The sequence below is a fragment of the Austwickia chelonae genome (assembly GCF_003391095.1).
Classification (GTDB): Bacteria; Actinomycetota; Actinomycetes; order Actinomycetales; family Dermatophilaceae; genus Austwickia; species Austwickia chelonae_A.
The window spans coordinates 3,599,911-3,615,782 of sequence record NZ_CP031447.1; the positions used below are offsets into that span (position 1 = coordinate 3,599,911).

Genomic DNA, 15,872 nt, shown 5'->3' on the forward strand with positions numbered 1-15,872 from the left:
GAACAGGCTCAGCGAGCCGAGCTCGAGTAGGGCAGGAGCGCCATCTCGCGGGCGTTCTTCACGGCCTTCGCGATCAGACGCTGCTCCTGCACGGAGACGCCGGTAACCCGACGTGCACGGATCTTTCCGCGGTCAGAGATGAACTTCCGCAGCAAAGCGGTGTCCTTGTAATCGATGTTCTCGATCTTGGCGGCCTTGAGCGGGTTCGCCTTCTTCTTGGGCTTACGCACAACGGGCTTGGCCATCGTGGTGCTCTCCTTCCGAGAGCCCGGGGAGTGCCCCGGGATGGATTTTTACGTCAGATTTCGCGGCGTGACCCGCGACATGGTCTCGATAGAAGTCGGTGAGAAACCGTCTTTGTCAGACCTTGAAGTTGCTCGACTCGTCGACGACAGACCCCGTTGAAGACACGGAGCTCTCCGCACAACTGTCAGAACGGAGGTTCGTCGTAGCTAGGGCCGTTGCCCCAGCCGCCGCTGGCATTCTTCGCGCCACCGCCGGACGGACCGGTCGCCCACGGGTCGTTCTGCGGTTGCCCGCCCCCGTAGCCGCCGCCCTGCTGGCCACCACCGTTGCCGTTGCCGAAACCACTGTTGGGTGCCCCTCCGGGGCCACCGAATCCTTGGTTACCTCCACCACGCTGGGTGCGTGTCACCTTCGCAGATGCGTACCGGAGAGAGGGGCCGACCTCGTCGACTTCCATCTCCATCACGGTGCGCTTCTGGCCGGTCTCCTTGTCGTCCCAGCTGCGGGACTTCAGACGTCCGGTCACGACGACACGAGTACCACGGGATAGCGACTCAGCGACATTCTCGGCTGCATCCCGCCAGATCGAACAACGCATGAACAGCGTTTCGCCGTCTTTCCATTCGTTGCTCTGCCTGTCGAAGCTCCGAGGGGTCGATGCCACGGTGAAGTTGGCGACGGCCGCCCCGGACGGTGTGAACCGCAGTTCGGGGTCAGACGTGAGATTGCCGATGATCGTCAGAGTCGTCTCGCCGGCCATTCATGTCCCCTCATCGTTGTCGAGTCTCGTGCTGGTGCGTGTGCGACATGGCCTCGTACGAGCTCTCCACCACACACACGCGCGGACGTCAGACGCCCGGGCGCAGCAGCTTCGTGCGCAGGATCATCTCGGACAGGCCGAGCTGACGGTCCATTTCCTGGGCAGTCGCCGGTTCGGACGTGAAGTTCACGACCACGTAGACGCCCTCGGACTTCTTCTTGATGTCGAAAGCCATGCGGCGACGGCCCCAGACATCGACGTTCTCGATCGTGCCCTTGTCGTTCTTCACCACGGTGAGGAACTTCTCGAGCATCGCGGGAACCTGGCGGTCGTCGATCTCAGGGTCGACGATGATCATCATTTCGTACTGACGCATGCGGAACACCCACCTCCTCTGGTCTAGGCGGTCACGGTCTCTCCGTGACAGGAGGGTTGCAGCGTCGCACTCGCGCCTCGTCCGGCGGATCGGCCGCTGAGAGGCATCTGCGAGTCAACCGTTCAAGGGTACCTGCACTGAGCGCGCCTGCCGAATCCCAGACCTCGGCGTGTGCTTTTCCGCTCCACCCAGCTCAACGCAGGACAAGGGTCAGCCGATCCCCTCGCCCTGACATCGGGCCGGCCAACTCGTCATGCTCCTCGACCCTGCCCGAACCCAGAGCCTCGTCCTGTGGGTAGGCCGGTCTACGGACGGCCTGGGTCCAGGCTGCCGCTACCAACCAACCGATGCCTGCCAGACGTAGCAGGGAGAAAAACAGGAACCAAGACATCGGGAAGGCACGAGCAGCGTCGGACAAGCCACCGAGATAAAGCCAGATCGCCACGAAGTAGCACAGCTCAGTAGACACCCAGATCAGGTGATCCCGCCAGCGCAACCCGGCCAAGGCGACCAGAGGAAGCAACCACAGCGACGACTGCACCGGGATCGTACGTCCCGTGATCAACACCACGCCAACAACGATGATCGCCAACTCGGCGATCGTAGGCCGCCGTGCTGCGGACAACGCCACCCCGGCACCGGCCAGAAGCGCAACCACCCACCCGAGCGCAGAAAAAGTCACTGCCCACCCCGGGGTCACTTCCACGCCCCACAATCGCGGCAGGAACCACAACGAGCCATAATCTGGGCCGCCGTTGAACCACAAGCGATACGGCGCGAGTAGGCCACCCAGGTCAGCAAGCCCCTGCGCCGATCCGGCCCATACCGAGAGACCGAAGATCGCGACCATCACGCCGCAGAACGACAGCAAGGTTGCCCCGGCCATCACCGACCAGGAACGCAGTCGTCCTGAGCGCAGTGCCAGCAGACACACCACGAGCACGAGGAGACCGGTGTAGGTATGCGCCGCTATCGCAGCGCCGAAGACCACGCCAGCCCACTCTGGTTGTTCCCGGCCCCACAGCAATAACGCTAAAGAAGCCAGCGTCACGGCGAAGAGATCGGGAGAGACCAGAACCGCCGTCACCAAGAGAGGGCTCGCCGCTACATGGACCACTCGCCATGGGGCACGGGAGCAGGAACGGGCGATGACCACGATCAGAACGGTCAGGATGGCCACTGTCAGCACCGCCCACAACACGAAGTTCCATCGCTGCTGGTCAAAAGGCTCACCGCCCGGCGTGATCAAGGCGACCAGCCACATCAACATCCCGGTCAGCGGCGGCTGGGAAAAGACCGCAGCATTCGGAACATAGGGAAAACCGCCTTCGGCGAGCGGTGTCCCGGCATACAGGAAGGGAAGATCCGAGTAACAGGCTCGCCAGAAGGATTCCGGCGCTCCCCAACCGTTGGCGAGGCAGTGGCCCTTCTGGAAGAGCCCCAAGGCCACCATCACCGCGCCGACAAAAGTAATCCCGGCCAACGACCCTCGCCAGCCGCGGACGTCATCGAGCCGAATGCGCCGGCCGAGTGGTCCACCGAAAAAAGCCGCCGCAGCCCGAGGAACTGGGTCCTGATGAGGATTCGGGATGTTTCGCGTTGTCCGCGTCTGCACAGCACCCTCCTTCATCGGAAACAGTTACCTGGAACCGCGACGGCATCTGCTCGGGCTTTTACCTGTCTCTGCTCAACTATCTCTGCGGAGCTTCCCAGGGCTGCCGTGGTGGAGCGATGGGGAGCCTGGGGTCAGAGGGAGGCAATCCCGGCGGGTTGTTGGGGTCTCCAGGCCGCGACGGCGGACGATAGGGGAAGCCACCACCGCCTCCCGGAGGCCGGCTGCCGTCGTACGGCGGACGAGGATACCCCGGACGAGACGGGTCATCGGGGTAGGACGGCGGCAACGAAGGCGTTCGCGTCGAAGGCGTCGCGCTGGGGGACTGTGTGGTTTTCGTCGGGCGAGGGCTGGACGTCGTGGGGGGCGGCGGCACGTAGACCTTGTCGTCACCGATCCCGGCCCGGTTGGGGAGATCTGTGGTCGGCTTGCCCTGAAGGATGCCCTTGGTGAACTGGGTCCACACGTCGACCGGCATCTTGCCTGATTCCAAGCTGGGCAGACCGTTCATCGAGATCGGTGTCTTTCCGTCCGGTCCCGGAAGCTCGATTCCTACCGCGGTGGAGACCTCGGGGGTGAACCCTGCGAACCATGCGGACATGCTCTCCGAGGAGGTTCCGGTCTTGCCCGCTGCCGGACGTCCCAGCGAGGCGGCGTTGGCTGCAGTTCCACCAGCCTGTACCACTGATTTCATCGAGTTGACGGTGTCGGCAGCAACCTCTTTACTGAAAGCGGAGTTCAGCTCCGGCTTGGTCTCGAAGACCTTCCGACCGTCAGCTTCGGCGACCGACTTGACCATGTACGGCTTCGCCCGCTGCCCTTCGCCTGCGATCGTGGCGTAGGCGTTGGCCAGGTCCAGCGGCCGCACTGACGCGCTGCCCAACACATTTCCGACGTTGGAGGCCAGTCCGGGAGTGTTCGCCGGGGCTTCGCCGTCCTTCGGGGGGATCCCTGCGGCCAAGGCAGCCTTGAGGGTGTTGTCCGGCCCCACTTTCTCATTGAGGCGCACAAAAGCGGTGTTGATCGACCCAGCCATCATTTGAGACATGTCGACCTGGCCATGGTCTGCGTGGTCCCAGTTGGCTACAGGTTTAGGTTCGCCTGGCACCCGATAGGGAGTACCGCTCTCGAACCTGATGCGAGTACTGATGCCCTGTTGAAGAGCTGCGATGGTCGTGAAGGCCTTGAAGGTCGATCCGGCCTGCATGTGCCCCTGGGTCGCGTTGTTGAAGGGGTGCTTCACCGAGTCCTGCCCGCCGTAGAGCGCGAGAACTGCTCCGTCCTTAGGCTTGATGGCGACCATGCCTACCCGGACCCCGGTTCCACGGCCTGACTTCGGCCGGTTGTCCTCGACGGCCTTGACTGCAAGTTCCTGTGTTTTCACGTCGAAGGTGGAGACGATCCGCAATCCCCGACGGTCAATATCTTCCTGTTTGATCCCTTTGTCGAGAAGATCAGCTTTAACAGCGTTCACCAGGTAGCCGTTGGTTCCACCGAGCTGCTTCTTCGATTTGTATTCGACGACCTTCGGGAAGGCCATCGATTTACGTTCACCTTCGTCGAGCCACTTCTTAGCGACCATACCGTCGAGAACGTAGTTCCATCGCTCTTCAGCGACCTTCGCGGAAGCTGGGCTCAACGCAGGGTCCAGACGGGAAGGCTGGTTGATGATCGTGGCGAGCAACGCCGCCTCAGCCGTGCTGATCTCGTTAACAGGCTTGTTGAAATAAGCTTTCGCAGCCGTCTGGATGCCATAGGCATTACGACCGTAGTAGATCGTGTTGAGGTAGTTCTCGAGGATCTGGTCCTTGCTCATCTCCCGGTCGATCTTCACCGAGATGATGATTTCCTTTCCCTTACGGGAAAGCGTCTGGTCCTGGGTGAGGAAGTAGTTCTTGACGTACTGCTGGGTGATGGTCGACCCACCACCGGCGTCGGCTTGACCACGTATCGTCCGCACAACAGCACGACCGATACCCGAGATCGAGACGCCACCGTTCTCGTAGAAGTCACGGTCCTCTGCCGCGATCACGGCACGGCGAGCGGTGAGAGGAATCTGTGACAGCGGGACGGACTCCCGGTTCACGTCGGAGAGCCGGTCGAGTTCTGTCTTCCCGTCGGCGTAGTAGACGATCGAGGCTTCAGCCTTGGCCAAGTCGTTGGGCGAAGGGATGTCGACCATCGAATAGGCCACTCCGGCCAGCCCGATGCCGAGCAGCGTCATCGCCAGGAATGTCAGGCCAGCCCCCTTCCAGGTGATGAAGCGGCGACGGCGACCGCCTGGCTTTCGAGGTCTCTTCCGGCGGAAACGACTCAGGACCCCCCCCTGGGCTCGACCGACGTACACCCCGGCGGGTGTCCGAATCACCCCGCCGCGTGGACCACTGGACTGCGTCACGCGATTCACTCCCGTTCGGTGCTCCGTGCCCGGCTTCTCATCGCTTCAAATCCGCCACGAGGCACATGGACGTTCATCTCAGTATGACGATCGGAGATTCCGGAAAACTCCCCGACACCCTCTCGAATGCCTGGCAGCTTGCCACCTGGACCTGTGCTCCACCTAGGCAGAGTCCTGTTCGCCTATGGGGACGTGTCGGATCCCACATAGATACACACCTCCGAAAATGAGTGACAAACATAGCCTTTGTCACCTAGTCTCAATCCGCGCGGCATCGATGCCGACACGAAGGACATTTCCTGCAGCAGACCGCCAGTCCTTCCTCAGGCTGTTAAGAGGGCTGCGACGCAGGCATATTCACTGGAAGGGACATCCATGACAGCCATCCGCGTCGCCATTGCGGGCGTCGGGAACTGCGCCAGCTCTCTGGTCCAAGGCGTGCACTACTACCGTGACGCCGACCCCACCAGCACCGTCCCTGGGCTGATGCATGTCGACTTTGGGGGCTATCACGTCCGCGACGTCGAGTTCGTCGCAGCTTTCGATGTCGACAGCAAAAAAGTCGGCCTCGACCTCTCCCAGGCCATCAACGCCAGCGAGAACAACACCATCCGCATCTGCGAGGTCCCGGAGACCGGTGTCACCGTGCAGCGCGGCCACACCTTCGATGGCTTAGGCAAGTACTACCGGCAGACCATCGAGGAGTCGACCGAGGCCCCCGTCGACGTGGTTCAGATCCTCAAAGAACGACAGGTAGACGTCCTGGTCAGCTATCTTCCGGTCGGTTCCGAAGAGGCTGACACCTTCTACGCGCAGTGCGCCATCGACGCCAGATGTGCCTTCGTCAACGCGCTCCCTGTCTTCATCGCCTCCGACCCGACCTGGGCCAAAAAGTTCGAGGATGCCGGCGTGCCGATCATCGGTGACGACATCAAGTCACAGGTGGGAGCCACTATCACCCACCGTGTAATGGCGAAACTCTTCGAAGACCGCGGCGTCGTACTCGACCGCACTTACCAGCTCAACGTCGGCGGCAACATGGACTTCAAGAACATGCTCGAGCGAGAGCGGCTGGAGTCCAAGAAAATCTCCAAGACCCAGGCGGTCACATCCAACTTGGAAGGCCCGCTGGCGGGCAAGAAAGAGGACCGCAATGTGCACATCGGCCCCTCGGACTACGTCGCCTGGCTCGACGACCGCAAGTGGGCCTATGTCCGACTCGAAGGACGCGCATTCGGCGATGTCCCGCTGAACTTGGAATACAAGCTGGAAGTCTGGGACTCCCCGAACTCGGCAGGCATCATCATCGACGCCATTCGTGCCGCCAAGCTGGGCCTCGATCGCGGAATCGGTGGGCCGTTGCTCTCCCCAGCGGCCTATCTGATGAAGTCACCGCCGGAGCAACGCCCGGATGACATCGGCCGGGCCCACGTCGAAGCTTTCATCCGCGGCGAGGTCGATCGCTGATCATTTCGCTGTCCCCGCCGAACCGGACAGGGTGTCACGCCTGCCCGGAGGGTGCTTCTGAACTGCTTTCATCATGGTTTCCTGCAGCTTTGGAAGCTTCCCTCCAGGCAGCGTGACGCGCCTTGGTCTGACGCCGCACCCTGCGAACCTCCCAGATCGCGAAGAGGATCCCGTCCACGTTCCTCCACACGTGAAGGTCTCGGACTCTGCCGGCCTCCAGGGGACATCTCCACCAGCGGGTGAGCCATCCATGCTTTCCTCGATGAAATTGGCGTCGGCGGTAATTCACCTGCGGACAACAGCCTTAGGAGAAAGACAACCCCTTTCTGCCATGCAGCTTTCCTATCAGGAATAACTCTTGAGCTTGACTAAACAGACGTTTAATATTTTGAACATGGGTTCAAGCAACCAGGACCTCACACCCAGGGCGCGTATCCGCAACGCAGCCCTCAGCGAATTCGCTGCCACCGGACTGACTAAAACCACCATCCGGTCCATCGCAACCAGAGCAGGCGTCTCCCCTGCCCTGGTCATCCACCACTTCGGTAGCAAGGACGGACTCAGGGCAGCCTGCGACGAACATCTCCTGCATTGGCTTCGCGCAGAGAAAACAGCAGCATTCAGCGGCGTCCAACTCCCCACCCGTGCCGAATACATGCGCACACACCCCGATTTCGTTGTGCTCTACAACTACCTGCGGCGTGTCATGACCGAAGGTGGCCCAGCGGCGGACAAGCTCTTCGATCAATTCGTCGCCGATGCCGAGAGCTACCTCGCTCTCGGCGAGAAAGCTGGAACCATCCGTCCATCCCAGGACCCCCGAGCCAGGGCCGTCGTCTCCACCGCCATCGGGTTAGGGCTCCTGGCCTTCGACCAACAGATCGCCCGACATCTCGGCGGCGAATCCCTGCTCGAGCCGAGCATCCTCGACCGATATGTCGCCTACGCCGTCGACTTCTACACCCACGGCATGCTCACCACACCCATCAGCTTCGCAGACAGCCCAGAGCCCGACCAGGACAAGAACCAGGAAAGAAGCCCACATCCGCGAACGGAGTGAACCAGATGGCCACAGTCATCGACATCACTGACCTGCACAAGAGCTACGGGACTCATATCGCGCTGCAGGGCATCGAACTTCACGTCGCCTGCGGCGAGGTCTACGGCTTCATCGGCCCCAATGGGGCAGGGAAGACCACCACCATGCGCATCCTGCTCGACATCCTCCGTCCTGACCGAGGCACCGTTCGGCTGCTCGGGCAGGGTCCTCGCGGCGATGGCGTCGGCCTCCGCGCCCGCATCGGATACCTCCCCGGCGAACTACGCCTCAACGGCCGCTACGACGTCGCCACGCTGCTGAACCACTACGTCGCCCTGTCCAGCCACGGCAAGAAAAGCTCCTACATCGACTGGAAGCCCTTAGCCGAGCGCCTCGGCCTGGACCCCACCAGACAGGTCAGGGGACTCTCCAAGGGAAATAAACAGAAAGTTGGCCTCGTACAGTCCTTCATGCACCAGCCTGAACTGTTGATCTTGGACGAGCCGACATCCGGACTTGACCCCCTCGTCCAAGCAGAGTTCATCGCCATGGTCCGTGAAGTACGGCAGGAAGGCCGAACGGTCTTCCTGTCCAGCCATGTTCTCTCCGAGGTCGAACATGCCGCCGATCGCGTTGCGGTGCTTCGCGAAGGACGCATCGTCCAAGAATCGACCGTCGACGAACTCCGCCGGTCACTCGGATTACGCATGCGGATGACCTTGGCAGAGCGGGTCGGAACCGACCGCTTCGCAGATCTGCCCGGAGTCCGCGAAGTCACGATCGGCGCTCTCCACGACTCGACGCCAGACGACGCTACTGAACTGGTCATCGACCTTGACGGCACACCGGACGCGGTGATCAAAGCAGCAGCCCACCACACTGTGCTCTCCCTGGAAGCTGAACGCCCCGATCTCGAAGAAGCCGTCATGCGCCTGTACTCCGACAGCGGACAGGGAGGATAACGATGAACATTGCACCCCTGTACCAGCGCTGGCTAGCTGATCACCGACGCAGAATCATCGGTTGGATACTCGGCCTCACCGGCGTCTGCCTTCTGTATCTACCACTCTTCCCGTCCATGCGGGACAGCGGACTCATCGGGGACAAACTGAACGTCATGCCGAAAGAAATGATCGATACCTTCGGTATGGACGTCATGACCATGTCCACCGGGTGGGGTTACACCCATCAGACGGTCTTCGGCATGCTTGGTCTGCTGCTTCTCCTGGTCCTGGCGATAAGCCAAGGAGCGGAGGCCATCGCCGGCGACGAAGAGTCAGGCGCGCTGGAACTGACTCTGGCGCATGCCACCGACCGTCGATCCGTACTGACCGCCAGGCTGCTTGCTGTGACCAGCACCGTCATCGGCGTAACGGCTGCACTCACCCTTGTGGTGGCTGCGCTCTCCGCCCCCTCCCAGCTGGATCTGCTCGCCTCTGGTCTGTTCGCCGAAGGAGCAGCTCTCGCGCTCCTCGCCCTCGTGCACGGGCTGCTCGCGTTGTCCGTCGGCGCGGCAACCGGACGACGGTCGACCGCACTGAACACAGCCACAGTCATCGGTGTATTGGGCTGGTTCGCCCACAACATGGGTACCAAAGTCGCTTCTTGGGTCCCCGACCTGTCGCCTTTCCACTGGGCGTTCCGCGCACAACCGCTACAAGGTCAGGCGGACCTTCTCGGTCTGACAGCGCTCATCCTGGCTTGCCTCGTCTTGGTCGCCACCGCCTATATCGGCTTCCTCCATCGAGACCTACGAGCCTGACCCAGATCCGTCCTCCACGCGACCCTCCTCGTTCCACCACCTGAGCAGCTCTGCCTCAACGGCTTCCTTACCGATCGGCCCTTGATCGAGGCGGACAGCCAAGAGATGTTTGTAAGCCCGCCCCAACAACGGACCCGGCGAAATGCCCAGAACTGCTGCGATCTCGTTCCCATCGAGTTCAGGACGAACTTTTTTCAGCTCTTCCTGGGCAGTCAGCCGCTCGATTCTGGCCTCGAGGCCGTCATAGGTACGGGAGAGCCTCGTCGCCTTACGCACATTGCGCGTGGTGCAATCGGCTCGGGTCAACCGATGGAGGTGGGGGAGAAGCTCACCCGCATCAGTGACATATCTGCGTACTGCGGAATCGGTCCATTCCCCTGTCCCGTAGCCATGGAACCGTAGATGCAATTCCACCAAGCGAGCGACGGCCTTCGTCGTCTCCTTGTCATAGCGCAGCGCCCGCATGCGACGAGTCGTCATCTTGGCACCGACCACTTCATGATGATGGAAGCTGACACCGCCGCCGGGTTCGAACCTTCGAGTAGCAGGTTTACCGATGTCATGAAGCAGAGCAGCCAAGCGGAGCACCAGGTCGGGTCGAGGCACCTCGCCACTGATCCGATTACCCGCTGACTTTCTCTCCGGACCCTTCTCCTCGGGAAGCGTCTCCAAGGCCACTGCCTGGCTGAGCACGGTCAAGGAGTGTTCGTAGACGTCCTTGTGCCGATGATGCTCATCTATTTCGAGTTGGAGCGCAGGCAACTCCGGCATGACCTGAGTCGCCAGACCCGTGTCGACGAATGCTCGGACTCCGGCCACCGGGTCCTCGGAGACCATCAGCTTGTTGAACTCGTCACGGATCCGTTCTGCTGAAACGATCTCCAATGAGGCAGCCATCTCGCACATCGCGGTTCGAACTGTCGGATCCAGCTCGAAACCGAGCTGAGCGACGAAACGTGCCGCACGCATCATCCGGAGCGGATCGTCACCGAAACTGACCTCGGCCGGCCCGGGCGTCCGAAGACGACGGGCGGCAAGATCCTCCAAGCCGCCATGAGGGTCGACGAACTCCAACGCGGGAAGCCTCAGCGCCATCGCATTGACCGTGAAGTCCCTACGGACCAGGTCGTCGACCAAGTTGTCACCGAAGGCCACGACCGGCTTCCGGCTAGCGCCGTCATAGGCGTCGGCCCGATATGTCGTGATCTCTACCGTCTGGTCTGCTTTGCGCAATCCGATGGTGCCGAACGCCCGACCCATGTCCCACTGTGCATCGGCCCACCGGGCCGTGATCGACTCGATCTCCCCCGGGCGGGCCGAGGTGGTCAGGTCCAGGTCAAGTGAGCCTCGCCCCAGGAAGGCGTCCCTGACCGGACCACCCACCAAAGCCAGTTCATGTCCGGCCTCCGAGAAGAGGACACCCAGCTCTTGAAGCAGGGGGAGCACCGGAGCAAGACGGCGAACCGCTTCTTTCAGAAGAACATCGACAGAGGGGTTATGGGAGTCCGACACAATCCCCAAGAGTAGAGGAGCAGACCGGTAGGAGACGCCTTCATCCCCACCGTCACGACCGCGATGGGCAGCGTCTGAACACCGGCTCCCTGGCCGCTTCGACCTGGACGGTACAGCGGCATAGCGAGCACTGGCGGGCCGGTTACAGTGGCAGAATGACCCTGTCTCCGCAACCTGATCGGCTTCCTCGCCGGCTGCCGGCGGTGCTCGAGACCTCGGCAGGGGGGATTGTCGTCGATGTGGTCGAGGGGCAGGCTCGTATCGCCGTGATCGCTCGTCGGAACAGGGCCGGGCGCATCGAATGGTGCCTGCCCAAAGGCCATCAAGAAGGCGATGAAACACTAGAGCAGACTGCAGCCCGAGAAGTCGCCGAGGAAACTGGCATCGAGGGCCGTGTCCTGACGGTGTTGGGCACGATCGACTACTGGTTTTCGACTCAGGAGAAGCGCATCCACAAGGTCGTACACCACTATCTATTGGAGGCCATCGGCGGCGAGCTGACCGTCGAGAACGACCCCGACCATGAGGCGATCGACGTAAAGTGGTTTCCACTCACCACAGTTCACGAGAAACTGACCTTCCCCAACGAACGACGCATCGCACGCCTGGCTTGGGAGAGGCTGGCCGGACAACAATGACCCCCCCGCAGCTGCCCCGAGAATCGGTGTCCCCTTGGCAGCAAAGCCGGTGGGTGCCGTCCGCACTCACCGTTGTCATCGTGTGTGGCTCGATACTCCCTGCTTCTGCGTTCGGCAGCGAGCTCACGGCTTCTCCCGTCAGCACCGTCGCCGAAATCGGCTCGGACGACCTCGTACCTTCAGGAGCTCCCGGAACTCCCCAAGAGGCAGCCTCCAAGAGCGACCGTCCGGGGAACCCTCCTCACCCTGATCTGCTTCCCCGTACGAGCACCGCTGCAGAGATGCATATCCGGCTGGACTCGGTCAGTCCTTCGGTGGCAGCTCCTGGATCTCCGGTGGAAGTCCGGGTCACCATCAGCAACGAGTCGAAGACTGAAGCCACCGACACCAAGCTGAAAGTCAGGATCGGCCACCCAGCAGGATCGCGTGCTGAACTCGACAACGAGCAGCGCCCCGCCTCTCTGCCTCAGGTGATGCCCGACCTCCCTGTCATGACTCTTCCGGCAGGAGCTTCGACTTCAATCCCGGTGACTATCCCCGCGGCGAAGATCCCCTTGTCGAAGCCGTTCGGTGTCCTACCACTGATGGTGGAGGTCGCCAGGGGGCGACAAAGTTCCACTTTGACGACATTCCTTCCATTCATGCAGGTCAAAGAGTTCGAACCACTCTCCTTGGCCGTGGCTGTCCCGGTGACCCCAGATGCCAACCCCCAACTGAACAGCGCTGACTCAGCCGTTCAAGAGAATGCCTGGGCTCAGTCGACCGGCAGTGGCAGCCGTGTGGACCGCATCTTGTCCGGCACGGCAAACAGCCAGGTGACCTACGCCGTCGACCCGTCACTACTGGGCTCGAACACGCCAGCGACGTCGACAGCTTCCCCTTCTCCATCCTCTTCCGCGCCTTCGGTGAACGCACAGAACGACGGCAAAGACGCTCAGGGAGGAGCTGCTGCCGAGTTGCCTCTGCCGCACAGCCCTTCACGTTCAGCATTGACCGCGCGGCTGGCCACAGCAGCCAAGAACCACCCGGTCTGGGAGCTTCCACAGGACGACCCCGATTTCGCGCAGATAATGCGTAGTGAATCGCCTCTTCCACTCCTGGAACGTTTGGCACGTTCGGACAATCAGCTCGCACGCCGTCTGTCGCCTGCCTCATTGAAAAAAGTCGTTTGGCCCCAGACTTCGCTGACCTCGTCGGAGAGGCGTCAGCTTGCCAGCGCCTACGGAAAATCCAAGCCAGATGCGCTGATCCTGCCGCTGTCAGAGACTCAAGATCCGGGCACCACCAGCGATGCCTCCCGCAGGTTCGGGGACGGCACGAAAGTCGTCGGCTACGACGAGAAACTAAGCCGAATTCTGGCAAATAGCAGCACGTCGTCCAGTGCAGGGCTGATACAGCGATTCCTCGCGGAGACGATGGCGATCCTGCAGGAATCTCCTGGTCGTGCTCGCCGCGTATTGGCCGTGGCTCCACGTAACTTCGATCCGGATTCGGGCACTTTGGCGAATCTGATGAAGACGGTGTCGGGGACACCGTGGGTACGGCCGGTGGACAGCACATCCTTGATCACAGCTGCTGGCGAGCCAGATGCGGCGACAGCGAATTCGTCTGCTGACGCAAAGTCTGCAGCAGGAGTTCCGTCCGATCCGTTGAAAGTCGGGTCCTCGCCGCTGAACAGACAACAGCTCTCCGAGGTGCAGGACGATCTGCGCCGTCTCGAAGGGCTGGCTGCGGTACTCCCGCCTGGAGCGGCTGGTCCTGCGGTGGCGCACAAGGTCAATCTGAGCTTGCTCTCGACCCGCTGGCGCGGCGCGGTGGACGCCTGGCGGGAAGCCAAACGCGTCACTGGTGACCGTGTCAACCAGCTGATCGGCGGCGTCTCGGTTGCGCCGACGCAGGTCAATTTTTTCGCCGAATCCGGTACTCTTCAGGTCACAGTCGTCAATACCTTGGATTCTGAGGTCCGTGAAGTACGCCTACGCCTTGTTCCACAAGGACGTAGTCCCCGATTGCGCGTTCCCCGTGAGCCCTACCTCCTCACGATTGCTGCGCGCAGCCGAGCAGTCGTCAAAGTCCCAGCTGAGGCGGTCGCGGCAGGCCCCGCAGTCGTGTCTGCGGAGGTGAGCAGTCCGTCCGGCACTAGGCTCGGGGCTCAGGACACCACACTGACGATTCAAGTGCAGCCGACAAATGGGTGGCTCATCCTCGCTCTAGGTGGAGCGGCGGGAGCAGTCTTTCTCGTCGGTCTTCTACGCACAATTCGCCGGAACCGTCCCCGTCTGAGCGCGGAGGACCTCAAGGAGATCGACATCGAATGAGCACCGGGACCAGCGCCGAGGGACCCGCCAGAACGCGGGACGACGGGGCCCCTTCGACAAGGGGTGACGGTGTTGCCCGAGGCAGTGTTCTCATGGCCTCGGGCAGTCTCGTATCTCGAGGTCTGGGCGTAGTCCGTACTTCTTTGATCGCAGGACTTTTCGGAACCCATACAGCATCTGGCGATGCCTGGCAGGTGGCGAACACACTCCCTACCACCGTCTACATGTTGTTGGCGGCAGGCGTCATCAATGCGGTTTTCGTACCACAGTTGGCGAAAGCAGCCGAGCAGCCCGACGGCGGGAAGGACTTTGTCGATCGACTGATCACTCTTTCCTTGCTCTGCTTGGGTGGAGTCACTCTTCTAGCCATTCCTTTGGCGCCATGGCTAGTGACAGCTTTTGCCAGCCACTGGCCAGAGAGCACATTCAATCTTTCAGTGCAATTTGCCTATGTGGTACTACCAGCCATTTTCTTCTACGGACTTTATGCTGTCCTCGGTCAGATCCTTAGCGCGAAGAATCATTTCGGCGCTTATGGATGGGCGCCAGCAGCATGCAATATTGTCTGGCTAGCAGGCCTGGCTGCATTCATGCTGATGTATCCAGGAAAAGGCGCAAAGGTCGAAGAGTGGACCGGCCCGATGATTCTCATCGTCGGAGGTTCCTTAACCGCAGGTGTCGCACTTCAAGCACTGGTCCTGCTGATTCCCTTGTGGCGCATAGGGTGGCGTTACCGACCCCGTTTCGGCTTCCGAGGAGTCGGACTTCGTAGTGCCAGTCATGTGGCCGGATGGACCTTCGCCGGCATCGCCATTACCCAGGCCGCGATGGCTGTGACATCCAATGTCCTTACCTCGTCAAACGGAAAAGGCGTCAGTAGGCTCGGTTACGACAGCGTCTTCTTCCTTTTCATGACACCCCATGGACTCATCTCTGTATCGCTGGCGACAGCTCTTTTCACCGCGATGTCAACAGCAGCAGCCCATGGAAACTTGATCGGAGTCCGAGCTCAACTTCGTCGAGGCTTGAGGTTGATCGGCGTTGCCACCATTCCTACCACTATCGCTGGTCTGTGCGTAGCTACAGCGGGAACAGCTATCGTTTTCCCGGCGAACGACCTGGCGGACACCCGCGCCATGGCAGACGTTTTCCTTCTGCTGATCTTAGCCCTGCTCCCCTACGGAGTGATGTTCTTAGTACAGCGGGTTTTCTACGCTTTTGAGGACGCAAAAACTCCTTTCTATCTCTCCGCATTGGCTGCAGCCATCTTTGCTGGTGTTTCCTGGGGTGCTTCCTGGGTCCTCCAGCCGCAACACCTTGCACTGGGAGTTGCGGCAGCAGCCACTCTTTCCGATATCGTCGCAGCGATCGTCGGTATGCGGTGGGCCGCTGACCGCCTTGGTGGCATGCAGTTGCTCGACGTCTGGGAGACTTGGACTCGTTCCCTTTTTGCCTCGCTCGGCGCGGGGCTGCTGACGTTGTTCGTGATCGGTGTCTGCCAGGTTTTTGTTCCTGGAAGACTCGGCGCCTTGGTCATTCTGATCTGTGGCGGGGCTTTCTACGGAGTGACATATCTCGGCGCAGGGCGTTGGCTCCGTATCCGCGAACTCGATGACCTTTTAGGGCCGGTACTGAAACGACTGCCCGGAGGTATGGGCAGAAGCGGACGGCATCGGCCATGACACACGACCGCATCTAAAATGGCGAAACGACGGGACGGGCTCGCCGAACGGCGCGCCGACAT

At 61.3% G+C, this 15,872-nt stretch carries 13 protein-coding genes; 7 read left to right on the top strand and 6 right to left on the bottom strand.

Annotated elements, in window-relative coordinates:
* Positions 1–8: 8 nt before the first annotated feature.
* The 5 genes from rpsR to DX923_RS15845 form a co-directional block, all read right to left on the bottom strand.
* Entirely contained in the window at positions 9–245 is a 237-nt protein-coding gene (gene rpsR / locus DX923_RS15825) for a 30S ribosomal protein S18 (RefSeq protein WP_116116036.1), read from the bottom strand.
* A gap of 185 nt (positions 246–430) precedes the next feature.
* Positions 431–1,006, bottom strand: coding sequence for a single-stranded DNA-binding protein (locus tag DX923_RS15830; protein ID WP_116116037.1), 576 nt, complete (start codon positions 1,004–1,006; stop codon positions 431–433).
* A gap of 88 nt (positions 1,007–1,094) precedes the next feature.
* Positions 1,095–1,382, bottom strand: coding sequence for a 30S ribosomal protein S6 (gene rpsF, locus DX923_RS15835; protein ID WP_116116390.1), 288 nt, complete (start codon positions 1,380–1,382; stop codon positions 1,095–1,097).
* 193 nt (positions 1,383–1,575) lie between these two features.
* Positions 1,576–2,997, bottom strand: a complete 1,422-nt coding sequence (locus DX923_RS15840; protein WP_162873078.1) for a glycosyltransferase family 87 protein — start codon at positions 2,995–2,997, stop codon at positions 1,576–1,578.
* 76 nt (positions 2,998–3,073) lie between these two features.
* Positions 3,074–5,218 (bottom strand): transglycosylase domain-containing protein, encoded by a 2,145-nt coding sequence (locus DX923_RS15845; protein ID WP_116116039.1) that lies wholly within the window; start codon positions 5,216–5,218, stop codon positions 3,074–3,076.
* Between the two features lie 549 nt (positions 5,219–5,767).
* On the opposite strand from DX923_RS15845, the gene DX923_RS15850 reads away from it, so the two are divergent.
* From DX923_RS15850 to DX923_RS15865, 4 genes are all read left to right on the top strand, one after another.
* Positions 5,768–6,859 (top strand): inositol-3-phosphate synthase, encoded by a 1,092-nt coding sequence (locus tag DX923_RS15850; RefSeq protein ID WP_116116040.1) that lies wholly within the window; start codon positions 5,768–5,770, stop codon positions 6,857–6,859.
* A gap of 394 nt (positions 6,860–7,253) precedes the next feature.
* Positions 7,254–7,919 carry a TetR/AcrR family transcriptional regulator gene (locus DX923_RS15855; RefSeq protein ID WP_116116041.1) on the top strand — a complete coding sequence of 222 codons (666 nt, stop codon included), beginning with the start codon at positions 7,254–7,256 and terminating at the stop codon, positions 7,917–7,919.
* A 5-nt stretch (positions 7,920–7,924) separates the two neighbouring features.
* Positions 7,925–8,860 carry an ABC transporter ATP-binding protein gene (locus DX923_RS15860; protein ID WP_116116391.1) on the top strand — a complete coding sequence of 312 codons (936 nt, stop codon included), beginning with the start codon at positions 7,925–7,927 and terminating at the stop codon, positions 8,858–8,860.
* A 2-nt stretch (positions 8,861–8,862) separates the two neighbouring features.
* Entirely contained in the window at positions 8,863–9,660 is a 798-nt protein-coding gene (locus tag DX923_RS15865; protein WP_116116042.1) for an ABC transporter permease subunit, read from the top strand.
* Here the strand turns inward: DX923_RS15865 and DX923_RS15870 are convergent.
* On the bottom strand, positions 9,649–11,172 hold the full coding sequence (locus tag DX923_RS15870; RefSeq protein WP_240322673.1) for a CCA tRNA nucleotidyltransferase: 1,524 nt from the start codon (positions 11,170–11,172) through the stop codon (positions 9,649–9,651). The genes DX923_RS15865 and DX923_RS15870 overlap by 12 nt on opposite strands.
* 155 nt (positions 11,173–11,327) lie before the next feature.
* Between DX923_RS15870 and DX923_RS15875 the strand changes: the two genes are divergently transcribed.
* Genes DX923_RS15875 through murJ form a run of 3 tightly spaced genes read left to right on the top strand, consistent with a single transcriptional unit; the run spans position 11,328 to position 15,810 of the window.
* Positions 11,328–11,810 (top strand): NUDIX hydrolase, encoded by a 483-nt coding sequence (locus tag DX923_RS15875; RefSeq protein WP_116116043.1) that lies wholly within the window; start codon positions 11,328–11,330, stop codon positions 11,808–11,810.
* Positions 11,807–14,128 carry a DUF6049 family protein gene (locus DX923_RS15880; protein WP_162873079.1) on the top strand — a complete coding sequence of 774 codons (2,322 nt, stop codon included), beginning with the start codon at positions 11,807–11,809 and terminating at the stop codon, positions 14,126–14,128. Before DX923_RS15875 ends, DX923_RS15880 begins: the two co-directional genes overlap by 4 nt.
* Positions 14,125–15,810, top strand: coding sequence for a murein biosynthesis integral membrane protein MurJ (gene murJ / locus DX923_RS15885; protein ID WP_116116045.1), 1,686 nt, complete (start codon positions 14,125–14,127; stop codon positions 15,808–15,810). The genes DX923_RS15880 and murJ overlap by 4 nt, the downstream gene beginning before the upstream one ends.
* Positions 15,811–15,872 lie beyond the last annotated feature (62 nt).

Coding starts and splice junctions, on each gene's coding strand:
- rpsR (WP_116116036.1), bottom strand. CDS start 245: ATGGCCAAGCCCGTTGTGCGTAAGCCCAAGAAGAAGGCGAACCCGCTC.
- DX923_RS15830 (WP_116116037.1), bottom strand. CDS start 1,006: ATGGCCGGCGAGACGACTCTGACGATCATCGGCAATCTCACGTCTGAC.
- rpsF (WP_116116390.1), bottom strand. CDS start 1,382: ATGCGTCAGTACGAAATGATGATCATCGTCGACCCTGAGATCGACGAC.
- DX923_RS15845 (WP_116116039.1), bottom strand. CDS start 5,218: ATGACGCTGCTCGGCATCGGGCTGGCCGGAGTGGCCTATTCGATGGTC.
- DX923_RS15850 (WP_116116040.1), top strand. CDS start 5,768: ATGACAGCCATCCGCGTCGCCATTGCGGGCGTCGGGAACTGCGCCAGC.
- DX923_RS15855 (WP_116116041.1), top strand. CDS start 7,254: ATGGGTTCAAGCAACCAGGACCTCACACCCAGGGCGCGTATCCGCAAC.
- DX923_RS15860 (WP_116116391.1), top strand. CDS start 7,925: ATGGCCACAGTCATCGACATCACTGACCTGCACAAGAGCTACGGGACT.
- DX923_RS15865 (WP_116116042.1), top strand. CDS start 8,863: ATGAACATTGCACCCCTGTACCAGCGCTGGCTAGCTGATCACCGACGC.
- DX923_RS15875 (WP_116116043.1), top strand. CDS start 11,328: ATGACCCTGTCTCCGCAACCTGATCGGCTTCCTCGCCGGCTGCCGGCG.
- DX923_RS15880 (WP_162873079.1), top strand. CDS start 11,807: ATGACCCCCCCGCAGCTGCCCCGAGAATCGGTGTCCCCTTGGCAGCAA.
- murJ (WP_116116045.1), top strand. CDS start 14,125: ATGAGCACCGGGACCAGCGCCGAGGGACCCGCCAGAACGCGGGACGAC.